Genomic DNA, 18950 nt, shown 5'->3' on the forward strand with positions numbered 1-18950 from the left:
CAATTTTCCTTGGAGTATAGGGATCAACCGGCCAGTGACACCGCAGCGTTGACGAAGGCTGCGACAAGCACGGTGTTGAAGAAAAACGAAACGATGGAATGAGCAAGCGTTGCCTTGCGCATTACCGTGGTGGTGACACCAACGTCGGAGGTTTGCGCCGTCATGCCAATGACGAAGGCGAAATAGAGAAACTCATAAACGCCGGGATCTTCCGTGTCTGGAAAATCCATGCCGCCCTTATGCTCCGTATGGTCGGCACGACCGTTGGGCCGCCAGAACAGATGGGCGTAATGCATGGCGGCCATGGTGTGGATGGTCACCCAGCCAAGCAGCACGGAAGCAAACGCCATGGCAAGCGCCGGCACGGTTTCACCTTCTGCGTGGTTCAGGGCAAAAAACAGCGAGACAACCGACACGGCAACGGCAACCAGCGTCACTGTAATGATGGCAATGGCTGGTGCATCATCACTATCGGCATGGGCTTTAAAATGGGCTGCCGTCAACAGGTGTAGGCGCCGTGCGATCTGCGCCAGATAACTTAAGAAAAAGATCAGCGCGGCAATTTCGATGGCCAGCTCCGGCATCAGGTACAGGGAGGCGGGCAGGGAGAGTGCCGCCAGCAAAAGCGCGATCAGGAAGGGGCGATGACGCCTGTCGATGCCGTGCCGTTTTCCGCCTTCACGCATGGCTTTCCCCTGTTTGCCGGTTTATTTTTTGACCCTGCGGCAAAGACGGTCAAGTGTCTCGAGAAAAGCTGATCGATCACGCGGGCTGAAAACCGGGTTGTAACCCTTGCTTTCGCCGGTTTCGCGCAGGTGCTGGCCAAGGTCACGCATGGCGGTTGCCATGCCGATATTGGCAACGTCAAACACCCGTCCGGTCGGGCCTGTCACCAGTGCGCCTGCGGACACGCAGCGTCCGGCCAACGGCACATCGGCGGTGACAACAATGTCACCATCCTTGGCACGTTCTGCAATCCAGTCATCGGCGGCGTCAAATCCGTTGGATACAATGACATTCTTGATCATCGGATCACGCGACGGGCGCAGTCCGGAATTGGCGACGAATGTCACTTCCAGACCGTGCCGTTCGGCAACTTTGAGGATTTCCGGTTTGACCGGGCAGGCATCGGCGTCAACATAGATCATGGTGCAGACCGTATCATATCGACATGCGGAATGCCGTCTTCGACATATTCTTCCGATGTGACTGTGAACCCGAGCGAGCCGTAAAAGCGCTGCAAATGGCTTTGCGCCGATATCTCAATGGCCTCGCCGGGATATTCGCGTTCGCAGGCAATAATGGCTTCCCGCATAAGCGCTTCGCCGAGTTTCTTGCCGCGATGATCGGGCGACACGGCAACGCGACCAACGCGTGGCAACACCTCATTTGAGGGGCGCCACAGCCGCGCGCAGGCCAGCAACTCATCACCATGCATCAACCGCAAATGCAGGCAGTCGATGTCATTGCCATCCAGCTCCGGGTAGGGGCATTCCTGCTCGACAACGAACACATCCACGCGCAGTTTCAGCATGGCGTAAAGTTCGATGGCGGAGAACTCGTTGAGCCTCCGCACATCGACCGTATAGGGTTGCGAGGTAATCAATAAACCACCACGCCGCGAATGCTTTCACCGGAATGCATCAGCTCGAAGCCCTTGTTGATGTCTTCTAGCGGCATGGTGTGGGTGATCATCGGATCGATCTGGATCTTGCCTTCCATGTACCAGTCCACAATCTTCGGAACGTCGGTACGGCCACGCGCGCCACCGAAGGCAGTGCCCATCCAGTTACGGCCGGTCACCAGCTGGAACGGACGGGTGTTGATTTCCTGGCCCGCACCGGCCACGCCGATGATGACCGACTTGCCCCAGCCGCGGTGCGAGGCTTCCAACGCCTGACGCATGACCTTGGTGTTGCCGGTGCAGTCGAATGTGTAGTCCGCGCCGCCAATCAGGTCGCCGTTACGCTTGGTCATGTTGACGAGGTAAGGCACGATGTCGTCGCCGACTTCCTTCGGGTTGACGAAGTGCGTCATCCCGAACTTTTCGCCCCATTCCTTGCGGTCATTGTTGATGTCCACGCCGATGATCATGTCCGCACCGGCAAGGCGCAGGCCCTGCAGCACGTTGAGGCCGATGCCGCCGAGACCGAAAACAATTGCCGTTGAGCCAATTTCGACCTTGGCGGTGTTGATGACGGCGCCGATACCGGTAGTCACGCCGCAACCGATGTAGCAGATCTTGTCGAACGGCGCGTCGGGGTTGACCTTGGCCAGCGCGATTTCCGGCAGAACCGTGTAGTTCGCGAAGGTCGAGCAGCCCATGTAGTGGTGGATCTTGTCCTTGCCGATCGAGAAGCGCGAAGTACCGTCAGGCATCACGCCCTGGCCCTGGGTGGAGCGAATCGAGGTGCAGAGGTTGGTCTTGCGCGACAGGCAGGAGTAGCACTCGCGGCATTCCGGCGTGTAGAGCGGAATAACGTGGTCGCCTTTCTTGACCGAGGTCACGCCGGGGCCGACGTCGACAACGATACCGGCACCTTCGTGGCCGAGAATGGCCGGGAACAGGCCTTCCGGATCAGCGCCCGACAACGTGAAATCATCAGTGTGGCAGATACCCGTTGCCTTGACTTCGATGAGCACTTCACCGGCGCGTGGGCCGTCAAGCTGGACGGTCATGACTTCGAGCGGTTTGCCTGCCTGCACGGCGACTGCTGCGCGTACATCCATCGGGTATCTCCTTGAGCGAATTGTTATATGTCAGACTTTTGCCTGAGCTTGTTATTCTAAACAAGGCGAAAAATGCAAAAAACTAATTCGTTATAAGGCAATAGCGGAGTTTCATGCGCCCCGTGCGAAGCTGGACACAAGGATGTCGCACGGGGGTGGGTTTCAGGCTTTGGCGGCGTCGCCAAACAGCATGTCGGAATTGAGTTGCAGCCAGCCATTGCTTTGCATGCGGGAGGATTTGCGGGCTGACAGGGTTTTGACGGTTTCCATCAGTTCCACCCAGTCGGGATGGTTGCCATCTTCTTTGACGGCGTTATCGATATGGCGCAGCACTGCAAGCTCGGCTGCCTGGAGGGATGTTTCAGTTGTCTGCAATGGCAGGTCGATCAGGCTGGCAATATAGTCCATGTCCTGCGCGGTAATGACCGCATCATCAGAACGGAAATCCGCATAGGCGCCCTTGCGGGCAATAATGGCCAGCCGCAACTGATTGAGCGCCAGGACCCGCAGTGACACCGGTGTATAACGGGCCTTGCGGATGATGTTTTGTAACAGTGCCAGTTTCAGCTTGTTGTGAATAATGCCTTCCGGCGCAAAGGTCGCAACAAACCAGTCGGCATTATAGGTGTCCATCGACCCTTGCGGATAGCTGTGAAAGACAATGAAGTCAGTCAGGCTATCGACAAAAAATCTGGCCCAGCCGTCCGAGTCGGGAGAAATCGTCCGGTTCAACGCAATAAGTGCCGTAACGTCTGCTGTTGTCTTGATGCCGTCTGGAAATGCTCGTTTTCGTAAAAAGGTCGTATCATCAATATAACGCTGCCCTGTTTCCTCGCCGGGAAGCGGGAAAGCAGCACCCATATTATTCATCTTTCGTCTCTCCGTTTCATCATGAAACTGGGCAAAGCGTAGATGCGAACGGTTTACGAGATGCCAATAAAGACGGCTAATGAAGCCTTCACATTTCAGGTAAAATTTGAATGATCTGTTGTTCTTGTGCCAGTCCGGGACGCGGACTTCTGTGGCCGTAAAAGACTGTTTCAATCCCTGTGGCATCAAGAGATCAACGGCAGAAATGCGCAAAGATATTTGAGAAAAATAGTAACGCACCTTTGCGCATAATAGTGCGGATCGCCAGCAAACCGGATGATTTTTTCCGGTTTTGTCCTTGTCGAATCTTGTCCGTTATCTTGTGCAACAGCTATCTTGCTGGTGTGAGGAAATGAATTTTCCTCCATCCATATGGCGATTTATCCTTCAGGTGGCGCGAACACGCTCCCGCCAGATGATGAAAAGGCCCGATGCAACGATGATAAGGATGCCGAGCCACTTGGACGGGCTTGGGAAATCACTGAACAGAACGAATCCCAGCGCCGTTGCCGAGATGATTTCGAAATACTGGAAGGGCGCCAGAAGCGAGATCGGGGCGAGTCGAAATGCTTTGACGACCAACAGGTGCATATAACCGGAGATCGCGCCGAGCAGAATCAGCAGCAGCCATGCCTGGCTGTTACCGGGCAGTGATATCTCAAAATCCACGTCGCCAAGCGAATGGCCAATGCCAAGCGCTACCGCCATAAACAATGTGCCGCCAATGCCGGCCATGGTCTGCATTGTCAAAGGTGTGTCGCCGTCACCCATGGCGCGGTTGAGGAAAAGATAGAGTGTAAAGAGGAATGCGCATGCCACCGGCAGCAGCGATTTCAGACCGAAGATTTCAAAACTTGGCTGAATGACGATCATCGCCCCGCCAAAACCGATGACGATGGCGAGCCACCGCCGCCAGCCAACCTTCTCGCCCAGAAACAGCGCCGACATCATGGTCAGCATGAAGGGCTCAACAAAGTAGATGGCAAACACGTCTGCCAGCGGCATGTATTTGACCGCCACGAAAAACATCAGGCTGGCGGCGGCATGCAACACACCGCGAAACAGGTTGAGAAACGGCCGGCGGGTGGACAACAGCGCCTTGGGCGACACCGCCAGCAACAGCGGCAGTGTGCAAACCAGCTGGAAAAAGAAACGGTAGAAGGTGACCTGACCCGGTGACATGCCGCCGTAGGTGGCCATGTATTTGGCAATGGCATCCATGGCCGGCAAGACCACCATGCACCCGGCCATGATCATCATGCCACGAAAGGAATTGCTGCTGGAATTATCCTGCGTCATTGCCATGTCTGCTGCCACCACATTTGCTGTTTGTCATCACCGAACAGCAGCGGCAGAAAAAGGGGCGCTGGTCGCGCCCCTTGTTGCTTATGCAGCCTGTTTGGGCAAACTCTTCATATCAATGACGAAGCGATAACGCACATCGCTTTTTATCATGCGTTCATAAGCATCATTGATCTGATCGATGTTGATCATCTCGATTTCCGCGGCAATGCCCTTCTGGGCGCAGAAATCCAGCATCTCCTGCGTTTCAGGAATGCCGCCAATCATCGAACCGGCAAAGGTCTTGCGGCCAGGAATAAGGCTGAAGGCATGAACCGACAGCGGTTTTTCCGGTGCGCCAACCTGCACCAGCGCGCCATCGCGCTTGAGAAGCGCCAGATAGGCATTAATGTCGTGGTCGGCAGCAACCGCATCAATAATCAGGTCAAGGCTGGAGGCGGCCTTTGCCATCTGGTCTGCATCACGCGACACGATCACCTCGTGCGCGCCAAGCTTCTTCGCGTCATCGGCCTTGGAGGGCGAGGTGGTAATCATCACAACCGTTGCTCCCATGGCATTGGCCAGTTTTACCGCCATGTGGCCAAGGCCGCCGAGACCCACAACACCGACCCGCTTTCCGGGACCAGCCTTCCAGTGGCGCAGGGGCGAATAAGTGGTGATGCCGGCGCACAAAAGCGGTGCGGCAGCTGCTGCATCCAACGTTTCTGGAATGCGCAGCACGTAACGTCTGTCGACAACGATATGGCCGGAATAACCGCCAAGCGTATGGGCGTTGCCACCCATCGCCTTGTCGGGCGCATTATAGGTGCCGGTCATGCCGTTTTCGCAATATTGCTCCAGACCTTCACGGCAGCTGTCGCAGGCGCGGCAACTGTCAACGATGCAGCCAACGCCGACGCGGTCGCCCTGTTTGAGGTTGGTGACCTTTGCGCCGATGCGGCCAACACGACCGATGATTTCATGGCCGGGCACGCAAGGATAAAGGCTGCCCGCCCATTCGCCGCGTGCGGTGTGGATATCGGAGTGGCAGACGCCGCAGAATTCGATTTCAATTTCAACATCGTTCTCACCGGGATCGCGACGTTTGATCGAGGCGAGTTTCAGAGGGGAAGAACCGTCGTCACAGGCATAGGCTGATGTTGTGAACATGATTGTCACTTTCCTTTATGGTGTTGTTGTAAAATCGAAAGGAGCGGGCCGGGTCCTCCACCCGTTATCAATCAGTTTTCAGGCCGTCTCGTTGATCGTCTCGCCAAATACTTCCTCAAAGGACTGGCGCAACAGCGGGTCGACATCGCTCATCATCACTAGGAGACCCAGATCCACCAGGCTAGTGACGCCGAATTCCGAAATGCCACAGGGCACTATACCGGAAAAATGTGACAGGTCAGGATCGACGTTGATGGCAAGTCCGTGGAAACTTACCCACTTTCTCAAGCGAATGCCAAGGGCGGCAATCTTGTCTTCGGCAATACGCCCATCCAGCAGGCGAGGGCGCTCCGGCCGCTGCACCCATACGCCAACCCGGTCTTCGCGGCGCTCGCCGCGCACATTCATCTTGTCAAGCGTACGGATAATCACTTCCTCAAGACAGCTCACGTAAGCGCGCACATCTTGTCGGCGTCTTTTCAGGTCCAGCATGACATAGGCAACACGCTGGCCGGGGCCGTGATAGGTATATTCGCCACCACGCCCGGTCTGGTAGACGGGAAAGCGGCTTGGCTCCAGCAAATCGGATGATGTTGCGCTTGTGCCGGCCGTATAAAGGGGCGGATGCTCCAGAAGCCAGACCAGTTCGTTTGCCTTGCCCTCTGAAATGGCGCCGACACGAGCTTCCATCTCGGCCATGGCCTCTTCATAGGGCACGGGACAGTCCGAGATTCGCCACTCAACAGGTACTGACTCGACCGTTGGCAGCATTGTTTTTTCAAAATCGGTGCGTGTGAGCATAATATGCGTCCTTTCCACAGCCTTTTCGCAGAATGATTATAGGGCTGCAAGGCCCGGTTTCCGGGCTTCTTGAATGTAGTAATTCACCTTCCGATTTTTAATTTCAAAAAACTGTCACGACACACTTGTGTACCGGAAATGCTTTTGCTACATGCTCGTTCGTCGCCGCAAGGACGACACTCTACCACGATGCGGTCGTGGCGGAATTGGTAGACGCGCAGCGTTGAGGTCGCTGTGGGGCAACCCGTGGAAGTTCGAGTCTTCTCGACCGCACCAATTAAATCAACAACTTGTTGGTTTAAAAATAAAAATGGCGGCTCTGCCGCCTTTTTTATTGCCTGAATTTTAGAGCCTCTTTTCTTCCAGAAATGATGATTATGCACTGCCGAAGTGCGGGGTGTTTTGGAGTCGGAAATCTCTCCGATTTACTCAGTTGTTGAGCCATACCTGCTCTTGCTGATATCGACGTGAGAGTTGGTGACTATGGCAGTAATGGTCTTTTGCCTGCTCTGGTGAGAGTGGCTATGGTTAACCGAAATATCTAATGCATAAGTGCTCTTATTCGGGAACGCGGGATTCCGGTCTCTAGCAAACTACGATATAGTTTTTGAATGCAGAATACTTCTCATGCCGTAATGGCCCAGCGTACAGAACCTAAAGACAGCGCAGACGATTTCCCAACGCCTCCTTGGGCAACAAGAGCTCTCATTGAGCATGTGATCGGTAAAGAAAAAGTACGTGAGTTAACTTGCCTTGAACCAGCGGCTGGACGCGGATACATGGCTAGACCTTTGTCCGAGTATTTTCGGGAGGTCGACGCTTCGGATGCGAATCCTTATGGGTTCTGTCCTGTGCGCGACTTTCTAACTCACCCTTATGAAACGAGATCGCGCGATTGGGTAATAACAAATCCACCATTCAGATTGGCAGAGGAATTTGTTGAGCGAGCCCTAGTTGTGGCGCGTTCTGGGGTGGCAATATTGGCTAGGACCGTTTTTTTAGAAAGCGTCGGTCGTTACGAGAATATATTTAAGAAGCGACCACCAACATTATTTGCACAATTTACCGAACGTGTACCTATGGTCAAAGGACGAGTTGACGCCAAGGCGTCGACGGCCACTGGATATGCTTGGTTTGTGTGGGAAAACGGTGTTCAGAGCTCCCGGCTCGCTTGGGTTCCGCCGTGTCGACGTTCGCTCGAGCGGCCGGGAGATTACTTGTAGTTCATTCGTTTTTGTTGAAGTTTTCGATGCCTTCTTTCAGGAGAGACAGAGCGGTTGTGCTATCTCCTGCTTCTAATGCCTCAATTGCTTTTATGGCTTTGTAGCGCAATCTTCGTCCTTTCATGCCGGGTGGGCCGCTTGGGGGGAGTTCATTTTTAGGCGCGGCGTCTGTCGTGCCGTATTTGCCACTCAAGGCATCAGCCACTCTTCCTTGGTTTTCACCGAACCAAGCCGCAACATTATGCTGATCGTCTCCCCTTGCCACCATTCCAATCATGATTTTGGCATCGTTACTTGAAACCACCATCGAACTCCCTCCAACCCAGCGTTGTGACGACCAGATCATATTCACACTAATCGTGGAGTCTAGAGCGAATTGAAGTTTCGTTTTGAGAATAGATTGTAAGTATAAAAAAATAAAAAACTGGTGGTGTGAAGTTTCTCCGCGTTTTATTTTTTTGTATTCGCGCGGGCGTTTTGTGGATCTGCAATACTGCATTTCTGCGAAAACAAGAGACTGTGCTCTAGTTTCCTTTCATTGATTCATTCTCTAGAACTACCGCCCACCAACCCCTAAACCTCCGTGCGAATCCTGTGTTTGAACCTGAACCACTGCCAAGCTTTGATGATGTGCCTGATACCGTGCCAACCAAGCGCATGTTGTCATGGGCCAAGAACTCGACGCTTTATCGTTTGCAGCGGCAGATCATGTCGGAGCAGCAACTGGCCAATGCCATCAAACGCAAGGCGCAGAAGAAGTTCGAGGGCATAACGCCGGAGCAGGTGCAGGCCTTGGCGGATGCAGCGGTGAAGATCGGTTACGATCTCAAGGCGCTGGATGATGAGGTCTTTGCCGGCATTACCACCCGCAATGCGGTCAGAAACGGCAAGTCGCGGCGGATGATTGCCCAGAAACTGTCGATCAAGGGTGTGGCATCAGAGACGGCAGCCGTGGCGCTGGATGAGGCGGATGATCTCTACGCCGCTGTGGTGTTTGCGCGCAAACGGGCGTTTGGGCCGTTTCGGCGTGTTGATCTCGATGAAAAACGCCATGGCAAGGAAATGTCGTCCTTTGCGCGCAGCGGCTTCAGCTTTGATATTGGCAAGAAGGTATTTGCGATGAGCTTTGAGGATGCCGAAGAGGTTCTGGCCAACGGCCCTTGATCAGGCTCCGTTTATGGTTTCGGTGCCTGTTGTTCGGCAGACTGTTGTTTCAGATAGGCGATGAGGTCATCGACCTTGTCCTCAGTCCAGAAACCGAAAAACCGCATGGATGTGCCGGGCAGAAATTTTTTCGGGCTGGCTAGGAATTGCGACAACTGATCCTCTGACCACACAAGGCCATTGGCGCCGGCATCTTTCATCGCCTGCGAATAGGATTTGTAGTCCTCAATTGATCCGGCAGGCCTGTCCATGATGCCGACCAGATGTGGCCCCATACGGTTGCTTGGCTGTTCAATGGCATGGCAGGGCGCGCAGATGCTGAACACCTGTTTGCCGCGCACCACATCACCTTCGGCATGGGCCGGTATAGAAAGACAGAGCAGACAGGCTGTTGTCACAAGCAGGGTACGGCGTGTCACGTCACGGTCTCCATTTGCGTTTCATCCTTGTCATATGAAAATTCCGGACGGGATGTGAAGAGACTGCGTGGTCATGCGACGTTTTACCACGAGTGGTTTTTAAAGTCGTGATGGCGTGGTGTGGCCGATATTGAAGTTGAGAAAAAATAATAGTAAGGTCGCTTCGTTCAAATTATTTTGAAGGCGCGCCTCATGACCGTTCCGTTTCGCCAGCCCTTGCCGTTGCTGGACAATGATATTCTGAGAACGTTTGTGGCTATTGCCGAAACGGGCAATTTCTCCACGGCGGCTGAGGTGGTGTTTCGCACGCCGTCGGCCGTTTCCATGCAGATCAAGAAACTTGAGGAGCAGTTGCGCACCACATTGTTCCTGCGCGACGCGCGTTCCGTAACACTGACCGCGCATGGCGAAATGCTGCTGACCTATGCGCGGCGGATGATTGCGCTGTCCAACGAGGCGGTGTCGCGTTTCATCATGCCGGAACTGTCAGGCGTCGTGCGGCTTGGCGCGCCGGAAGATATTGGCGAGCGTGGGTTGCTGCCGGGTATCCTCAAGAGCTTTGCGGAAGTGTTTCCCGGCATCATGGTGGATGTGACGATTGATTCCAGCTCCAGCCTTTATAAGCGGATGGATGAAAAACGTCTGGATCTGGCGCTGGTCAACTGTGCCTCACACCCGTTGCGCAACACCGGTGAGGTGATGATGCGCGAAAGGCTGGTCTGGGCCGGTGCGAAATGTGGTACGGCGCATCTGCGGGATCCGTTGCCGATTTCTATCTGGGAAGATGGCTGCATCTGGCGTTCCGACGCCATTACCGCGCTCGATAAACGCAATCGCTCCTACCGCGTCGCTTATCTGAGCGGCCACACCATGGCGCAGCATGCGGCGATTGCCGCTGATCTCGCCATTGCGCCTTTGCCACGTTCTTATGTGCAGAATGACATGGTCATTCTGGGTGATAAGGAAGGGTTACCGGAGCTTGGCTGGTTCGATATTCGTCTGCTGGTTTGCGACAAGCCATCCCGGCCGATTGAGACGGTGGCTGAAAGCATTCGCAACGCCTTTGCCGAACTGGTGAAATCGGTCTGAGTGGTCAGGCATCGCTTATGACGGCGATGCGCAATCATTTCATAGAGTGGCGGCGCCCTGGGTGGGTGAAAGAGAAGGTGGCCATGTGCCGCGCTCTCGCAACCACTGCGCCGAATTGACCAGACCGCCAAATGGGAAAACATGCATCTGGCGGATGGCACTGTCAGGATTGTTGAGCCAAAAATCCTCAATCGGTTTCACCACGCCTTCAGGAGAATGGCGGGTGGCAAGCGCGGTCAGCGACAGGGCGTTCTTGCGCAGATAGGCAATGGAATTGCCGACGCCACACAAGGCTGCATATTTAATGAGGGTGGTCACCTTCGCCGGACCTGCCACACCAATGTGGACGGGCAGGGTAATGCCCTGTTGTTTCAGCGTTTCAGACCAGGTGATGAATTTGTCTGGTGCAAAGCCGAACTGCGTCAATAGTCGCAGTTCAGTTCCGCTGGTGTCAGCATAAAGTTGTTTCTGCTGCAGTGCCTCCTGCGCAACCGCGTCATTAAAGTCCGGGCTTCCCTCGGGGTGGCCAGCAACAGCCATGCGGTTGATGCCGTATTTTTCAAAGAGGTGGCTGTTAATCAAATCCATGGCGCTGGTGAATTCGCCTAGCGGTTTTGGCACACCGCCCCCGATGATCAGCACATCCTTGACGCCAGCTTCGCTGGCAGAGCGTTTAATGCGGGTTTCCAGCAACTCGCGGGATGGCATGCGGCGCGCTGCAAAATGCGGCACCGGTTCATAGCCCAGATCGCGCAGCCGTTTTGCCGCACCGATCATGGTGTCCAGCGGCTCGGTGCCGATATCCGTAAGATAGACCGACGTTCCCTCGGGAAACAGGCCGGGCAAGTCTTTCGATTCGACTGCCTGTTTGGGGGACACTTCGATGGAGGCTGCGATTTGTTTCAAGGTGTGCACATTCCTTTTTATGAAACATGCCTGTTTCTATTGGATGCTTCTTTAATTAACACGACACTTCTATTGTAGGAATGCGACTGGCGACTACCAGATATTCCTTTTTATGCCGTGCCCAGCCAAATCCACACCGGTGGAGGGAAACGCAGCACGGATTTCCCTGCCGGTTGATGCGGTTTCAGGGTGCCCGACAGCGCATCTTCAATGGCGTTGATGGCAATGCCAGTGGAGGCTGCGGTCAACAGCAGCGGGTAAGTGGCCATGGTATCGGCCTTATCAGGTGTGGTGCGCTGCTCGTACAAAGTGCCACCGGTATCCACGCCCTTGTCGACCAGATGCACCGTTGCGCCAAAATTGCCCGCGTCATTTTCGACCAACGACCAGTAACCGCCCATCTGGCCACGATACATAGGGTTGATGCCAGCGTGAAAGTTGATGACCGGGCAGGGTATGGCGGCCAGGTTTTTTTCCGAAAGAATACGGCAGGAAATGGTGAAGACCACATCGGGTTTCAGCGCTTCCACAGCCGTGCGACATTCGTCACTGTTGAGTGATAGGACCTTGATGACAGGAATATCAGGGTTTTCGTCGGCCCTCAGGCCGTGCTGCGCGATGATTTCAGCCGAGCGTTTGGCAGCGACGGTTTTATAAAGTCGTGAGGCAATCATCGTTGCCAGTTGGCCAAAGGCATTGATCCAGCCAAGACGTCTGGCGCGACGTTTTACAATCTCGCCCTTTGATTCTGGCAATTCCTTGATGATGTGAATATCGGTAAAGCGCTCTGACAATGCGTTGATCATCACCTGCGGGTTAAGACCACCGGCGGTGAATATAACGATCCGGCCCTGCACGGCTGCGGGTTGCAGCTTTTGCACGTCATCTGTCTCATTGTCCGGCATTCAAATGCTCCACTGTTTGGCCAGCAGATTGCGCATGTTGTTTCAAAAATGAATTAAGCGCGCAGAGGTTTTATTTTTTCTCGTGACCGCGGGAACCAAATGCACATCGCGACGTTACGCTTCCGCAAGTTCCAACGTTCCTTTTGAACGTCCTACTCGGGGAGACATCTTATGACATCACGTAAACTTACCGCCATCGTTACTGTTCTCGCTGCCGTCACCATGCTGAGCGCCTGCGGCAATACAATTCGCGGCGTTGGCAGAGACACAGCAAATGCTGTTGATGCAACGCAGGATGCCGGTCGCAGTGTAGACCGCGCAGCATCGCGCTAAAATCTCCAGGAGATGCGGCAAACAAAAGCGCCGCCCGACGTCTTTCGAGGGAACGTCGGCGGCGTTTTTGAAGTCATGGTCAGGCCGTCTGAGAAATCAGGCGGCTTTTTTCGTTGTTCTGGAAACAGCAGGCACGGACTTTGCGGTGGCTTTTGGTACAAGGGCCAGGATTTCGCTGGCGAGTGCAAATGCGTTGTCCTTGGCTTTGTCCAGATTGCTGACGCGCTCCGGGTCCATGCTGTCAAGCGAACCGCCGGATACAAAGATGTCGCGGTAGGCAGCACGTTCAATCAACGGAGTGTCGAGAACATGCACCTGGCGCTCGGCCAGCAGGCCCTTGACCGCCTGCATGGAGCGGGTGGTGATGATTGGGCTGATGCGCGTCAACACAACCGAATGCGGAATGTGGATGTCGCATTTTTCGGACAGGTCTTTCATCAGTTCAAGAATTTGCGCGCCGCCAATGGCGTCCATGGCGCAACCCTGAACCGGCACCATCACGTGGTTGGCAAAACCGATTGCCTTGGCCAGCAGTGGCGAGCGGCCACCGGGCAGGTCGATCAGGATATAGCCGCCGCGTTTCTTGGCGCTCTTGATGCAATCTTCAATATTGTCGTCGGTGATACCGGATACCACGGAAAGATTCTTGGGTGCTTTTGCGAGGGCATGCCAGCGCGATACCCACTGCTGAGGGTCCGCGTCCATTAGGGTTACACGGTGGCCAAGCCGTGCAAGTTCACTGGCCACAATAACGGCAACTGTTGTTTTTCCAGCGCCACCCTTTGTATTTGCAATAGTAATGATTGGCATAATATCTGAACCCCTAGATGTGTTCGAGCCTTCTCATCGCCCGTTAAAGGCACCTTGGTCATTCATGGTGCTGACGCGGAGTAAGCATTAATCATGGTTAACGGCTGGTTAATTTTGACGCCTCGAAACCCGCGGATTTTGCTTTTGTTAACCACTATTGACGCATTCTTACCGCCAACCCGCCAGATTTGGCGGGTATCACACAGATGAAAAGGGAGGTTTGGCGCGTTGGTTTGGTCGAGACTGGCAGTTGTTGCAGGGTGTTTTTTGCTGGCGGGTGGAGTGAGTACGGTGGCCGCATGTGAAGATATTGAACATGCAGGCGCAAATTACACCGTCTGCACCTTTGACCCACACACTGATTCTATCCGCATTTTTGACCGCGACCCGATAACAGGCCAGTTTTTTGGCTCCTTTGCCAATCTGTCGTCCTCCCTTTGGGGGCGTGGACTGTTCACCAGATTTGCCATGAATGGCGGCATGTACCACCGCAACCTGTCACCGGTCGGTTTATATGTGGAGTATGGGCGGGAGCTGAAACGCATCAGCACTGGTTTCGGCTGGGGCAATTTCCACCTGAAACCAAACGGCGTGTTTTACCTGCAAGGCGACAAGGCAGGCGTGCTGGAAACAGATGCCTATGTGAAGAGTGGCATAAAGCCTGATTTTGCCACTCAGTCCGGACCGATGTTGCTGATAGACGGCAATGTGCATCCGCGCTTTCTCCCGGAAAGCGATAGCCTGAACCGGCGTAACGGTGTGGGTGTGTCAGACGATGGCAAGGTGCATTTTGTCATCGTCGACGCACTGGTTCGGTTCTATGATTTTGCGACGCTGTTCCGTGACAGGCTGAATGTGAAAAACGCGCTGTACCTGGACGGTTCTATTTCCAGTGTCGAAATACCCGAGCGCAACCGGCGCGATGACCATTCGCCGCTGGGGCCGATCATCGCGGTGGTCGAAAAGATGCCCTAAGGTTTGGGATCAGAGTGCCGATTTCGGGTAGGCTTTTTCAAGTCCGCCCGATTTGCCAAGACCTTTCTTGAAGGCGGCAAAGGCCGGATGCTGGCTGGAGCGCGAAACCTCGTTCAGGCGGATCTGCAAACGGGCGGGTGCATTGGTGCCAAGCCACTCCCCACCGGTTTCCAGTTTCAACGAGTTCAGGAAGCGCGCCGCCGACTGCTGCTCAAGGTAAAGCTGCAAACCGCCAAGCAGGCTTTCGTCCTGCTGGGCATTCTCCATCAGCAGTTTCAGCCATGCCTGATCCTCGCCCGACAGGCTGGTCAATTTCGCTGCAACGGTGTCGCGGTCTGGAAAAGAAGGGGAAGCCTGCATGGGAATGCCTCTGATGTTTAAGCCAACGAATCCGAATTAGAAAATACCGGAGAGTCTGGCAAGTGCGGGAGTTGGCAACGACTACAGGTGTATCACAACGATGCATTATAAAGTCTCTGGTTGTGCAAAACAGGTCGCCTGTCACAAAAGTGGGTCGGTTGGTTACACTTTGGACCAAAATGAGACATTTCCACTCTCATAAGGCGAGCGCAAAAGCCCCTGTAACGGCTTGATTTTTATTATACCCATGCGCCAAGGGCATGGCTGCTTTTCAAAATTGCCTCCATTTCGCCTTCTTTTGCAATTGCATCTGTCGTGAGATTTTAATAAATGCTTCACCAACGGCGACCGCAGTGAATGCGGGCCGGAGAGTAAACAAGCTGGAGTAATCATGGAAGAAACCGCTCAGAAATCCTGCTGGGGTGTAACTATTCGCGCACTCGCAGGTTTTGCCGCTTTTCTCGCATTGACGTACATTTTTGGCAGCCCGTAATAGTCTCTCGTATTTTAGTTCTTTAAAAAGCAGCATGGCCCCAAGCCATGCTGTTTTTGTTTTCAGAGCCATGTTGTCTGCGGCCACGCCGCTTTGGCGCTGATATGTCGCCACGACCACAGCGTCTGACGCTAATCGATGGCGAATGTCTTCGCTTTGCGCTAAAATGATTGCCGTCAATGCAATTGAATAAGGCGTAGCAATGTTTCTTTCGGTCTTCGACGTCTTCAAGATCGGTATCGGTCCGTCCAGTTCTCACACCATGGGCCCGATGTCGGCGGCAAACCGTTTTCTGGCGCTGCTACTGACGGATGACTGGCCCAAACCCGCAACCGCAGTTGTCAGCCACATCAAGGTCAGCCTGCACGGCTCACTGGCCTTTACCGGCATTGGACACGGCTCCGGTCGTGCGGTCATTCTGGGACTGGCGGGTGAAAAGCCCGATACGGTTGATCCTGACGCCATGGACGGCATCATCGCCAAGGTCGAGGAAACCGCACAGGTCTGTCCGCCCGGTCACCCGGCCTATGGCTTCAAGCCGGACGAAGACCTGGTGTTCGACAAAAAGAACCCGTTGCCCGGCCATGCCAATGGCATGACGTTTTCGGCGCTCGACAAGCAAGGTCGTGTGCTGTTGAAGCGGATCTATTATTCGATCGGTGGCGGTTTTGTCGTCACCGACACCGAGCTTGAGGCGCTGCGCAACGGCGGCAGTGATTCTGCCAAAAGCGTGCGCGTGCCGTATCCTTTCTCTTCGGCACGCGAAATGCTGGAGATGGCACGCAGTTCCGGCCGCACCATTGCCCAGATGAAACGTGCCAATGAAGAAATCATTGTGTCGCGTGATGAGCTGAATGCCCGTCTCGACCAGATTTGGGACGCGATGAATGGCTGTATCGACCGTGGTTTGCGCAATGAGGGCATCATGCCTGGCGGCCTCAAGGTAAAACGCCGTGCCCACGACATTCATGAAAAGCTGAATGTTGAATGGCGCAGCAACCGGCCCAATCCGCTGCTCGCCAATGACTGGCTGAGCGTTTATGCCATGGCCGTGAACGAAGAAAACGCTTCCGGTGGCCGGGTGGTGACAGCCCCCACCAATGGCGCTGCCGGTGTGGTGCCGGCGACCGTGCGTTATTTCCGTCATTTCCACGAGGATGCGTCGATTGATGACGTCAGGGACTTCCTGCTGACGGCAGCGGCGATTGGCGGCATCATCAAGCACAATGCCTCCATCTCCGGTGCCGAGGTTGGTTGCCAGGGTGAGGTTGGTTCGGCATCGGCCATGGCGGCTGCCGGTTTTGCTGCCGTGCTGGGTGGTTCGCCTGAACAGGTGGAAAATGCCGCTGAGATCGCGCTGGAACACCATCTGGGCATGACCTGCGACCCAATTGCCGGTCTTGTGCAGATACCGTGCATCGAGCGCAATGCACTCGGTGCGGTGAAGGCGGTTACTGCCGCATCGCTGGCGCTCAAGGGCAATGGCGAACATTTCGTGCCACTGGATGCCTGCATTGAAACCATGCGCCAGACCGGCAACGACATGAGCGAGAAATACAAGGAAACCTCGACCGGCGGTCTCGCCGTCAATGTGGTGGAGTGCTGAGTTTAAAGGTACGGCGCTGCCGACCTTTCCTGTCGCACGCCATGGGGCGTGCGGCCAAAGGCTTTGTTAATAAGATACCGACATGTCTTGACGGCTGCGCCAAATAGGCATTGATGAAGACCATGGCACTTCATCTTCTCAAATTATGCGTTGGCGCAGATTCGCTTCAGGATTTGCGGGATTGGGTTTCTCAGCGGTCGTTGCTGGCCATTGCTGCCGGGCTTGAGCCGCACAGCATTCACACCACACGCATGATTCCCAAGCGCGTTGAAGAGCTGCTGGATGGCGGCTCTCTTTATTGGGTGATCAAGGGGCAGGTGCTTGCGCGCCAGCGTTTTCTCGATATCAAGACCTTCAAGGGCGATGACGGCATTTCCAGATGTGATCTGGTGCTGGGACCGGAGGTCATTGAAACATCGCCGGCACCGAAGCGGCCGTTTCAGGGTTGGCGCTATCTGACATCAGAAGATGCGCCGCGTGATCTCGGTGGTTCGGATGGCGGTGCGGATGATCTGCCCTCTGATCTGAAGCGCGAACTGGCCGAACTCGGCCTGCTTTAAAGCCTGTCACCAGAAGACGACACGCGGCTGAAACAGCCTGCGATCGTGCCGTCATGCCTAGATTGTCCTGTGATTTCGGCGGTTTACTGCCCCAAAAAAGAGTGAGCCGGTTCCGGGGCAACGGAACCGGCTCATGGCTCGGTCAGGGGACGGGGTAGGGGGACGGACCGGGCCAATTCCTCTCAAGTATAGGTATCATCCCAAACCGGCCTGCGGTCCGGGATGACATTGTTTAGTTGATGCCGCCAACGGCTGTTGCGCGGCCATCCTGGATCTTTTCCCAACGGGCCGGATTGCCGGCCGACTGGCGCTTCAGGTAGGTGTATTCGGTCTCCGACCAGTCCATGACCCGGTTGCGCATGTTGTCGAGAATGAAGTCACCATGGTCTGTCCGCACGGTCAGCACGGCATGGCCTTCGCCATTCGGCTGCAGAACGACTGTGATCAGCAGGTTGGAGGCTTCGATGCCCTTGTTCATCAGCATCTTGCGCTTCAGAAGAACAAAGTCTTCGCAGTCGCCCACAGTCGTAGGGTAGGCCCACCGTTCTTCCACACCATAGACCTCCATATCGGTCATCGGGGTAATGGTGGTGTTGACGGTGTAGTTGACGTCCAGAATCATCTTCCAGAGGTCTTTGTTCAGTTTGAGCGGTCCGCGATCAGCCGATGTGGCGACGCATTCGCTTTTGTAGGTCTGGCAAAATTCGTAGTGGCCAATCGGCGGATTTGCTTTTCCGATAATACGCATTGCGGCGGCTGGCGAAGCATGTGCCTGAGATGTGAAGGCCATCATAAAAAGTGTAGCGGCCAAGAAACCAAGTTGTTTTTTGTTGTTCATTACCTGTCTCCCGTGTTGAGGAGACAATCGCATGCAAATTTTTAGGTCACGCAAATATTGCCGCGTAAATTTGATGTTGTTTTTCTGAAATTCTTCGACTTATTTGAATTTATATTTAAGCGTATTTGAGCTTTATTTTATGCGTATTTGACTAAAATTTTAGCGAATTTCAGAGGCCGCATTGTCGGCTGTTTTCTAATTATCTCTCTGAAAACGAATGATATTTGCCTTTTTGTGGCCTTGGTGCGCGGGCGGTGAGATCTGGCCAGAATGCGCCAAAATGGGTCAATGTGATGGTGTGCATTTTTATTTTTTGCGGAAATATACTTGCAAAAACACCCCATGGCACAGGCAAGGTGAATTTTGACCGCAAAAAATATTTTGATGTTCTCGAAAAAAAACATCAAAGGCCGTTGA

The 18950-nt window shown here is 54.4% G+C and carries 21 protein-coding genes, 1 tRNA gene and 1 pseudogene; 7 read left to right on the forward strand and 16 right to left on the reverse strand.

Annotated features, from left to right (window positions below):
• Positions 1-23: 23 nt before the first annotated feature.
• From IB237_RS11590 to lipB, 8 genes are all read right to left on the reverse strand, one after another.
• Positions 24-686 carry a DUF1345 domain-containing protein gene (locus tag IB237_RS11590; protein ID WP_192488759.1) on the reverse strand — a complete coding sequence of 221 codons (663 nt, stop codon included), beginning with the start codon at positions 684-686 and terminating at the stop codon, positions 24-26.
• A gap of 21 nt (positions 687-707) precedes the next feature.
• Entirely contained in the window at positions 708-1148 is a 441-nt protein-coding gene (locus IB237_RS11595; RefSeq protein WP_192488760.1) for a YaiI/YqxD family protein, read from the reverse strand.
• Positions 1145-1603, reverse strand: coding sequence for a GNAT family N-acetyltransferase (locus IB237_RS11600; RefSeq protein WP_371815305.1), 459 nt, complete (start codon positions 1601-1603; stop codon positions 1145-1147). The genes IB237_RS11595 and IB237_RS11600 overlap by 4 nt, the downstream gene beginning before the upstream one ends.
• Positions 1603-2730 (reverse strand): S-(hydroxymethyl)glutathione dehydrogenase/class III alcohol dehydrogenase, encoded by a 1128-nt coding sequence (locus tag IB237_RS11605; protein WP_192488761.1) that lies wholly within the window; start codon positions 2728-2730, stop codon positions 1603-1605. The genes IB237_RS11600 and IB237_RS11605 overlap by 1 nt, the downstream gene beginning before the upstream one ends.
• 162 nt (positions 2731-2892) lie before the next feature.
• Positions 2893-3600 (reverse strand): hypothetical protein, encoded by a 708-nt coding sequence (locus tag IB237_RS11610; protein ID WP_192488762.1) that lies wholly within the window; start codon positions 3598-3600, stop codon positions 2893-2895.
• 387 nt (positions 3601-3987) lie between these two features.
• Positions 3988-4899, reverse strand: a complete 912-nt coding sequence (locus tag IB237_RS11615; RefSeq protein ID WP_192488894.1) for a DMT family transporter — start codon at positions 4897-4899, stop codon at positions 3988-3990.
• Between the two features lie 87 nt (positions 4900-4986).
• Complete coding sequence (locus IB237_RS11620) at positions 4987-6051, reverse strand: NAD(P)-dependent alcohol dehydrogenase (protein ID WP_192488763.1); 1065 nt, start codon at positions 6049-6051, stop codon at positions 4987-4989.
• A 78-nt stretch (positions 6052-6129) separates the two neighbouring features.
• Positions 6130-6852 carry a lipoyl(octanoyl) transferase LipB gene (gene lipB, locus IB237_RS11625; RefSeq protein ID WP_192488764.1) on the reverse strand — a complete coding sequence of 241 codons (723 nt, stop codon included), beginning with the start codon at positions 6850-6852 and terminating at the stop codon, positions 6130-6132.
• A gap of 191 nt (positions 6853-7043) precedes the next feature.
• Between lipB and IB237_RS11630 the strand changes: the two genes are divergently transcribed.
• A tRNA-Leu gene (locus IB237_RS11630) sits at positions 7044-7128 on the forward strand.
• A 948-nt stretch (positions 7129-8076) separates the two neighbouring features.
• On the opposite strand, the gene IB237_RS11635 is transcribed toward IB237_RS11630, so the two are convergent.
• Positions 8077-8382 carry a hypothetical protein gene (locus IB237_RS11635; RefSeq protein ID WP_192488765.1) on the reverse strand — a complete coding sequence of 102 codons (306 nt, stop codon included), beginning with the start codon at positions 8380-8382 and terminating at the stop codon, positions 8077-8079.
• Between the two features lie 287 nt (positions 8383-8669).
• Between IB237_RS11635 and recX the strand changes: the two genes are divergently transcribed.
• Entirely contained in the window at positions 8670-9239 is a 570-nt protein-coding gene (recX, locus tag IB237_RS11640) for a recombination regulator RecX (RefSeq protein ID WP_371815290.1), read from the forward strand.
• 11 nt (positions 9240-9250) lie between these two features.
• Here recX and IB237_RS11645 read toward each other — a convergent pair whose 3' ends face one another.
• Positions 9251-9658 (reverse strand): cytochrome c family protein, encoded by a 408-nt coding sequence (locus IB237_RS11645; protein ID WP_192488766.1) that lies wholly within the window; start codon positions 9656-9658, stop codon positions 9251-9253.
• A gap of 192 nt (positions 9659-9850) precedes the next feature.
• Between IB237_RS11645 and IB237_RS11650 the strand changes: the two genes are divergently transcribed.
• Positions 9851-10747 (forward strand): LysR family transcriptional regulator, encoded by an 897-nt coding sequence (locus IB237_RS11650; RefSeq protein WP_192488767.1) that lies wholly within the window; start codon positions 9851-9853, stop codon positions 10745-10747.
• A 39-nt stretch (positions 10748-10786) separates the two neighbouring features.
• On the opposite strand, the gene IB237_RS11655 is transcribed toward IB237_RS11650, so the two are convergent.
• On the reverse strand, positions 10787-11662 hold the full coding sequence (locus IB237_RS11655; RefSeq protein ID WP_371815291.1) for a methylenetetrahydrofolate reductase: 876 nt from the start codon (positions 11660-11662) through the stop codon (positions 10787-10789).
• Between the two features lie 84 nt (positions 11663-11746).
• Positions 11747-12558, reverse strand: a pseudogene (locus IB237_RS11660) (formyl transferase).
• Between the two features lie 171 nt (positions 12559-12729).
• On the opposite strand from IB237_RS11660, the gene IB237_RS11665 reads away from it, so the two are divergent.
• Entirely contained in the window at positions 12730-12891 is a 162-nt protein-coding gene (locus tag IB237_RS11665) for an entericidin (RefSeq protein ID WP_192488769.1), read from the forward strand.
• Between the two features lie 96 nt (positions 12892-12987).
• Here the strand turns inward: IB237_RS11665 and IB237_RS11670 are convergent, their stop codons facing one another.
• Positions 12988-13701 (reverse strand): ParA family protein, encoded by a 714-nt coding sequence (locus tag IB237_RS11670; RefSeq protein WP_192488770.1) that lies wholly within the window; start codon positions 13699-13701, stop codon positions 12988-12990.
• A 282-nt stretch (positions 13702-13983) separates the two neighbouring features.
• Between IB237_RS11670 and IB237_RS11675 the strand changes: the two genes are divergently transcribed.
• The gene (locus tag IB237_RS11675; protein WP_371815293.1) at positions 13984-14676 is read left to right on the forward strand and encodes a phosphodiester glycosidase family protein; all 693 of its coding nucleotides are present in this window, start codon (positions 13984-13986) and stop codon (positions 14674-14676) included.
• A 9-nt stretch (positions 14677-14685) separates the two neighbouring features.
• On the opposite strand, the gene IB237_RS11680 is transcribed toward IB237_RS11675, so the two are convergent.
• Entirely contained in the window at positions 14686-15036 is a 351-nt protein-coding gene (locus tag IB237_RS11680; protein WP_192488771.1) for a hypothetical protein, read from the reverse strand.
• A 271-nt stretch (positions 15037-15307) separates the two neighbouring features.
• A complete protein-coding gene (locus IB237_RS11685) occupies positions 15308-15760 on the reverse strand; it encodes a hypothetical protein (RefSeq protein WP_192488772.1) in 453 nt (150 codons plus the stop codon).
• Between IB237_RS11685 and IB237_RS11690 the strand changes: the two genes are divergently transcribed.
• Together IB237_RS11690 and IB237_RS11695 are read left to right on the forward strand one after the other, a co-directional pair.
• Positions 15732-17135: an L-serine ammonia-lyase gene (locus IB237_RS11690; protein ID WP_192488773.1), complete on the forward strand. Its 1404-nt coding sequence runs from the start codon at positions 15732-15734 to the stop codon at positions 17133-17135. The two genes, IB237_RS11685 and IB237_RS11690, sit on opposite strands and share 29 nt — an antisense overlap.
• A 122-nt stretch (positions 17136-17257) precedes the next feature.
• Positions 17258-17695, forward strand: a complete 438-nt coding sequence (locus tag IB237_RS11695) for a DUF1489 family protein (RefSeq protein ID WP_192488774.1) — start codon at positions 17258-17260, stop codon at positions 17693-17695.
• A 232-nt stretch (positions 17696-17927) separates the two neighbouring features.
• On the opposite strand, the gene IB237_RS11700 is transcribed toward IB237_RS11695, so the two are convergent.
• A complete protein-coding gene (locus tag IB237_RS11700) occupies positions 17928-18533 on the reverse strand; it encodes a transglutaminase-like cysteine peptidase (RefSeq protein WP_192488775.1) in 606 nt (201 codons plus the stop codon).
• Positions 18534-18950: the final 417 nt, after the last annotated feature.

It is taken from the genome of Agrobacterium sp. AGB01 (assembly GCF_014851585.1).
Taxonomy (GTDB): Bacteria; Pseudomonadota; Alphaproteobacteria; order Rhizobiales; family Rhizobiaceae; genus Agrobacterium.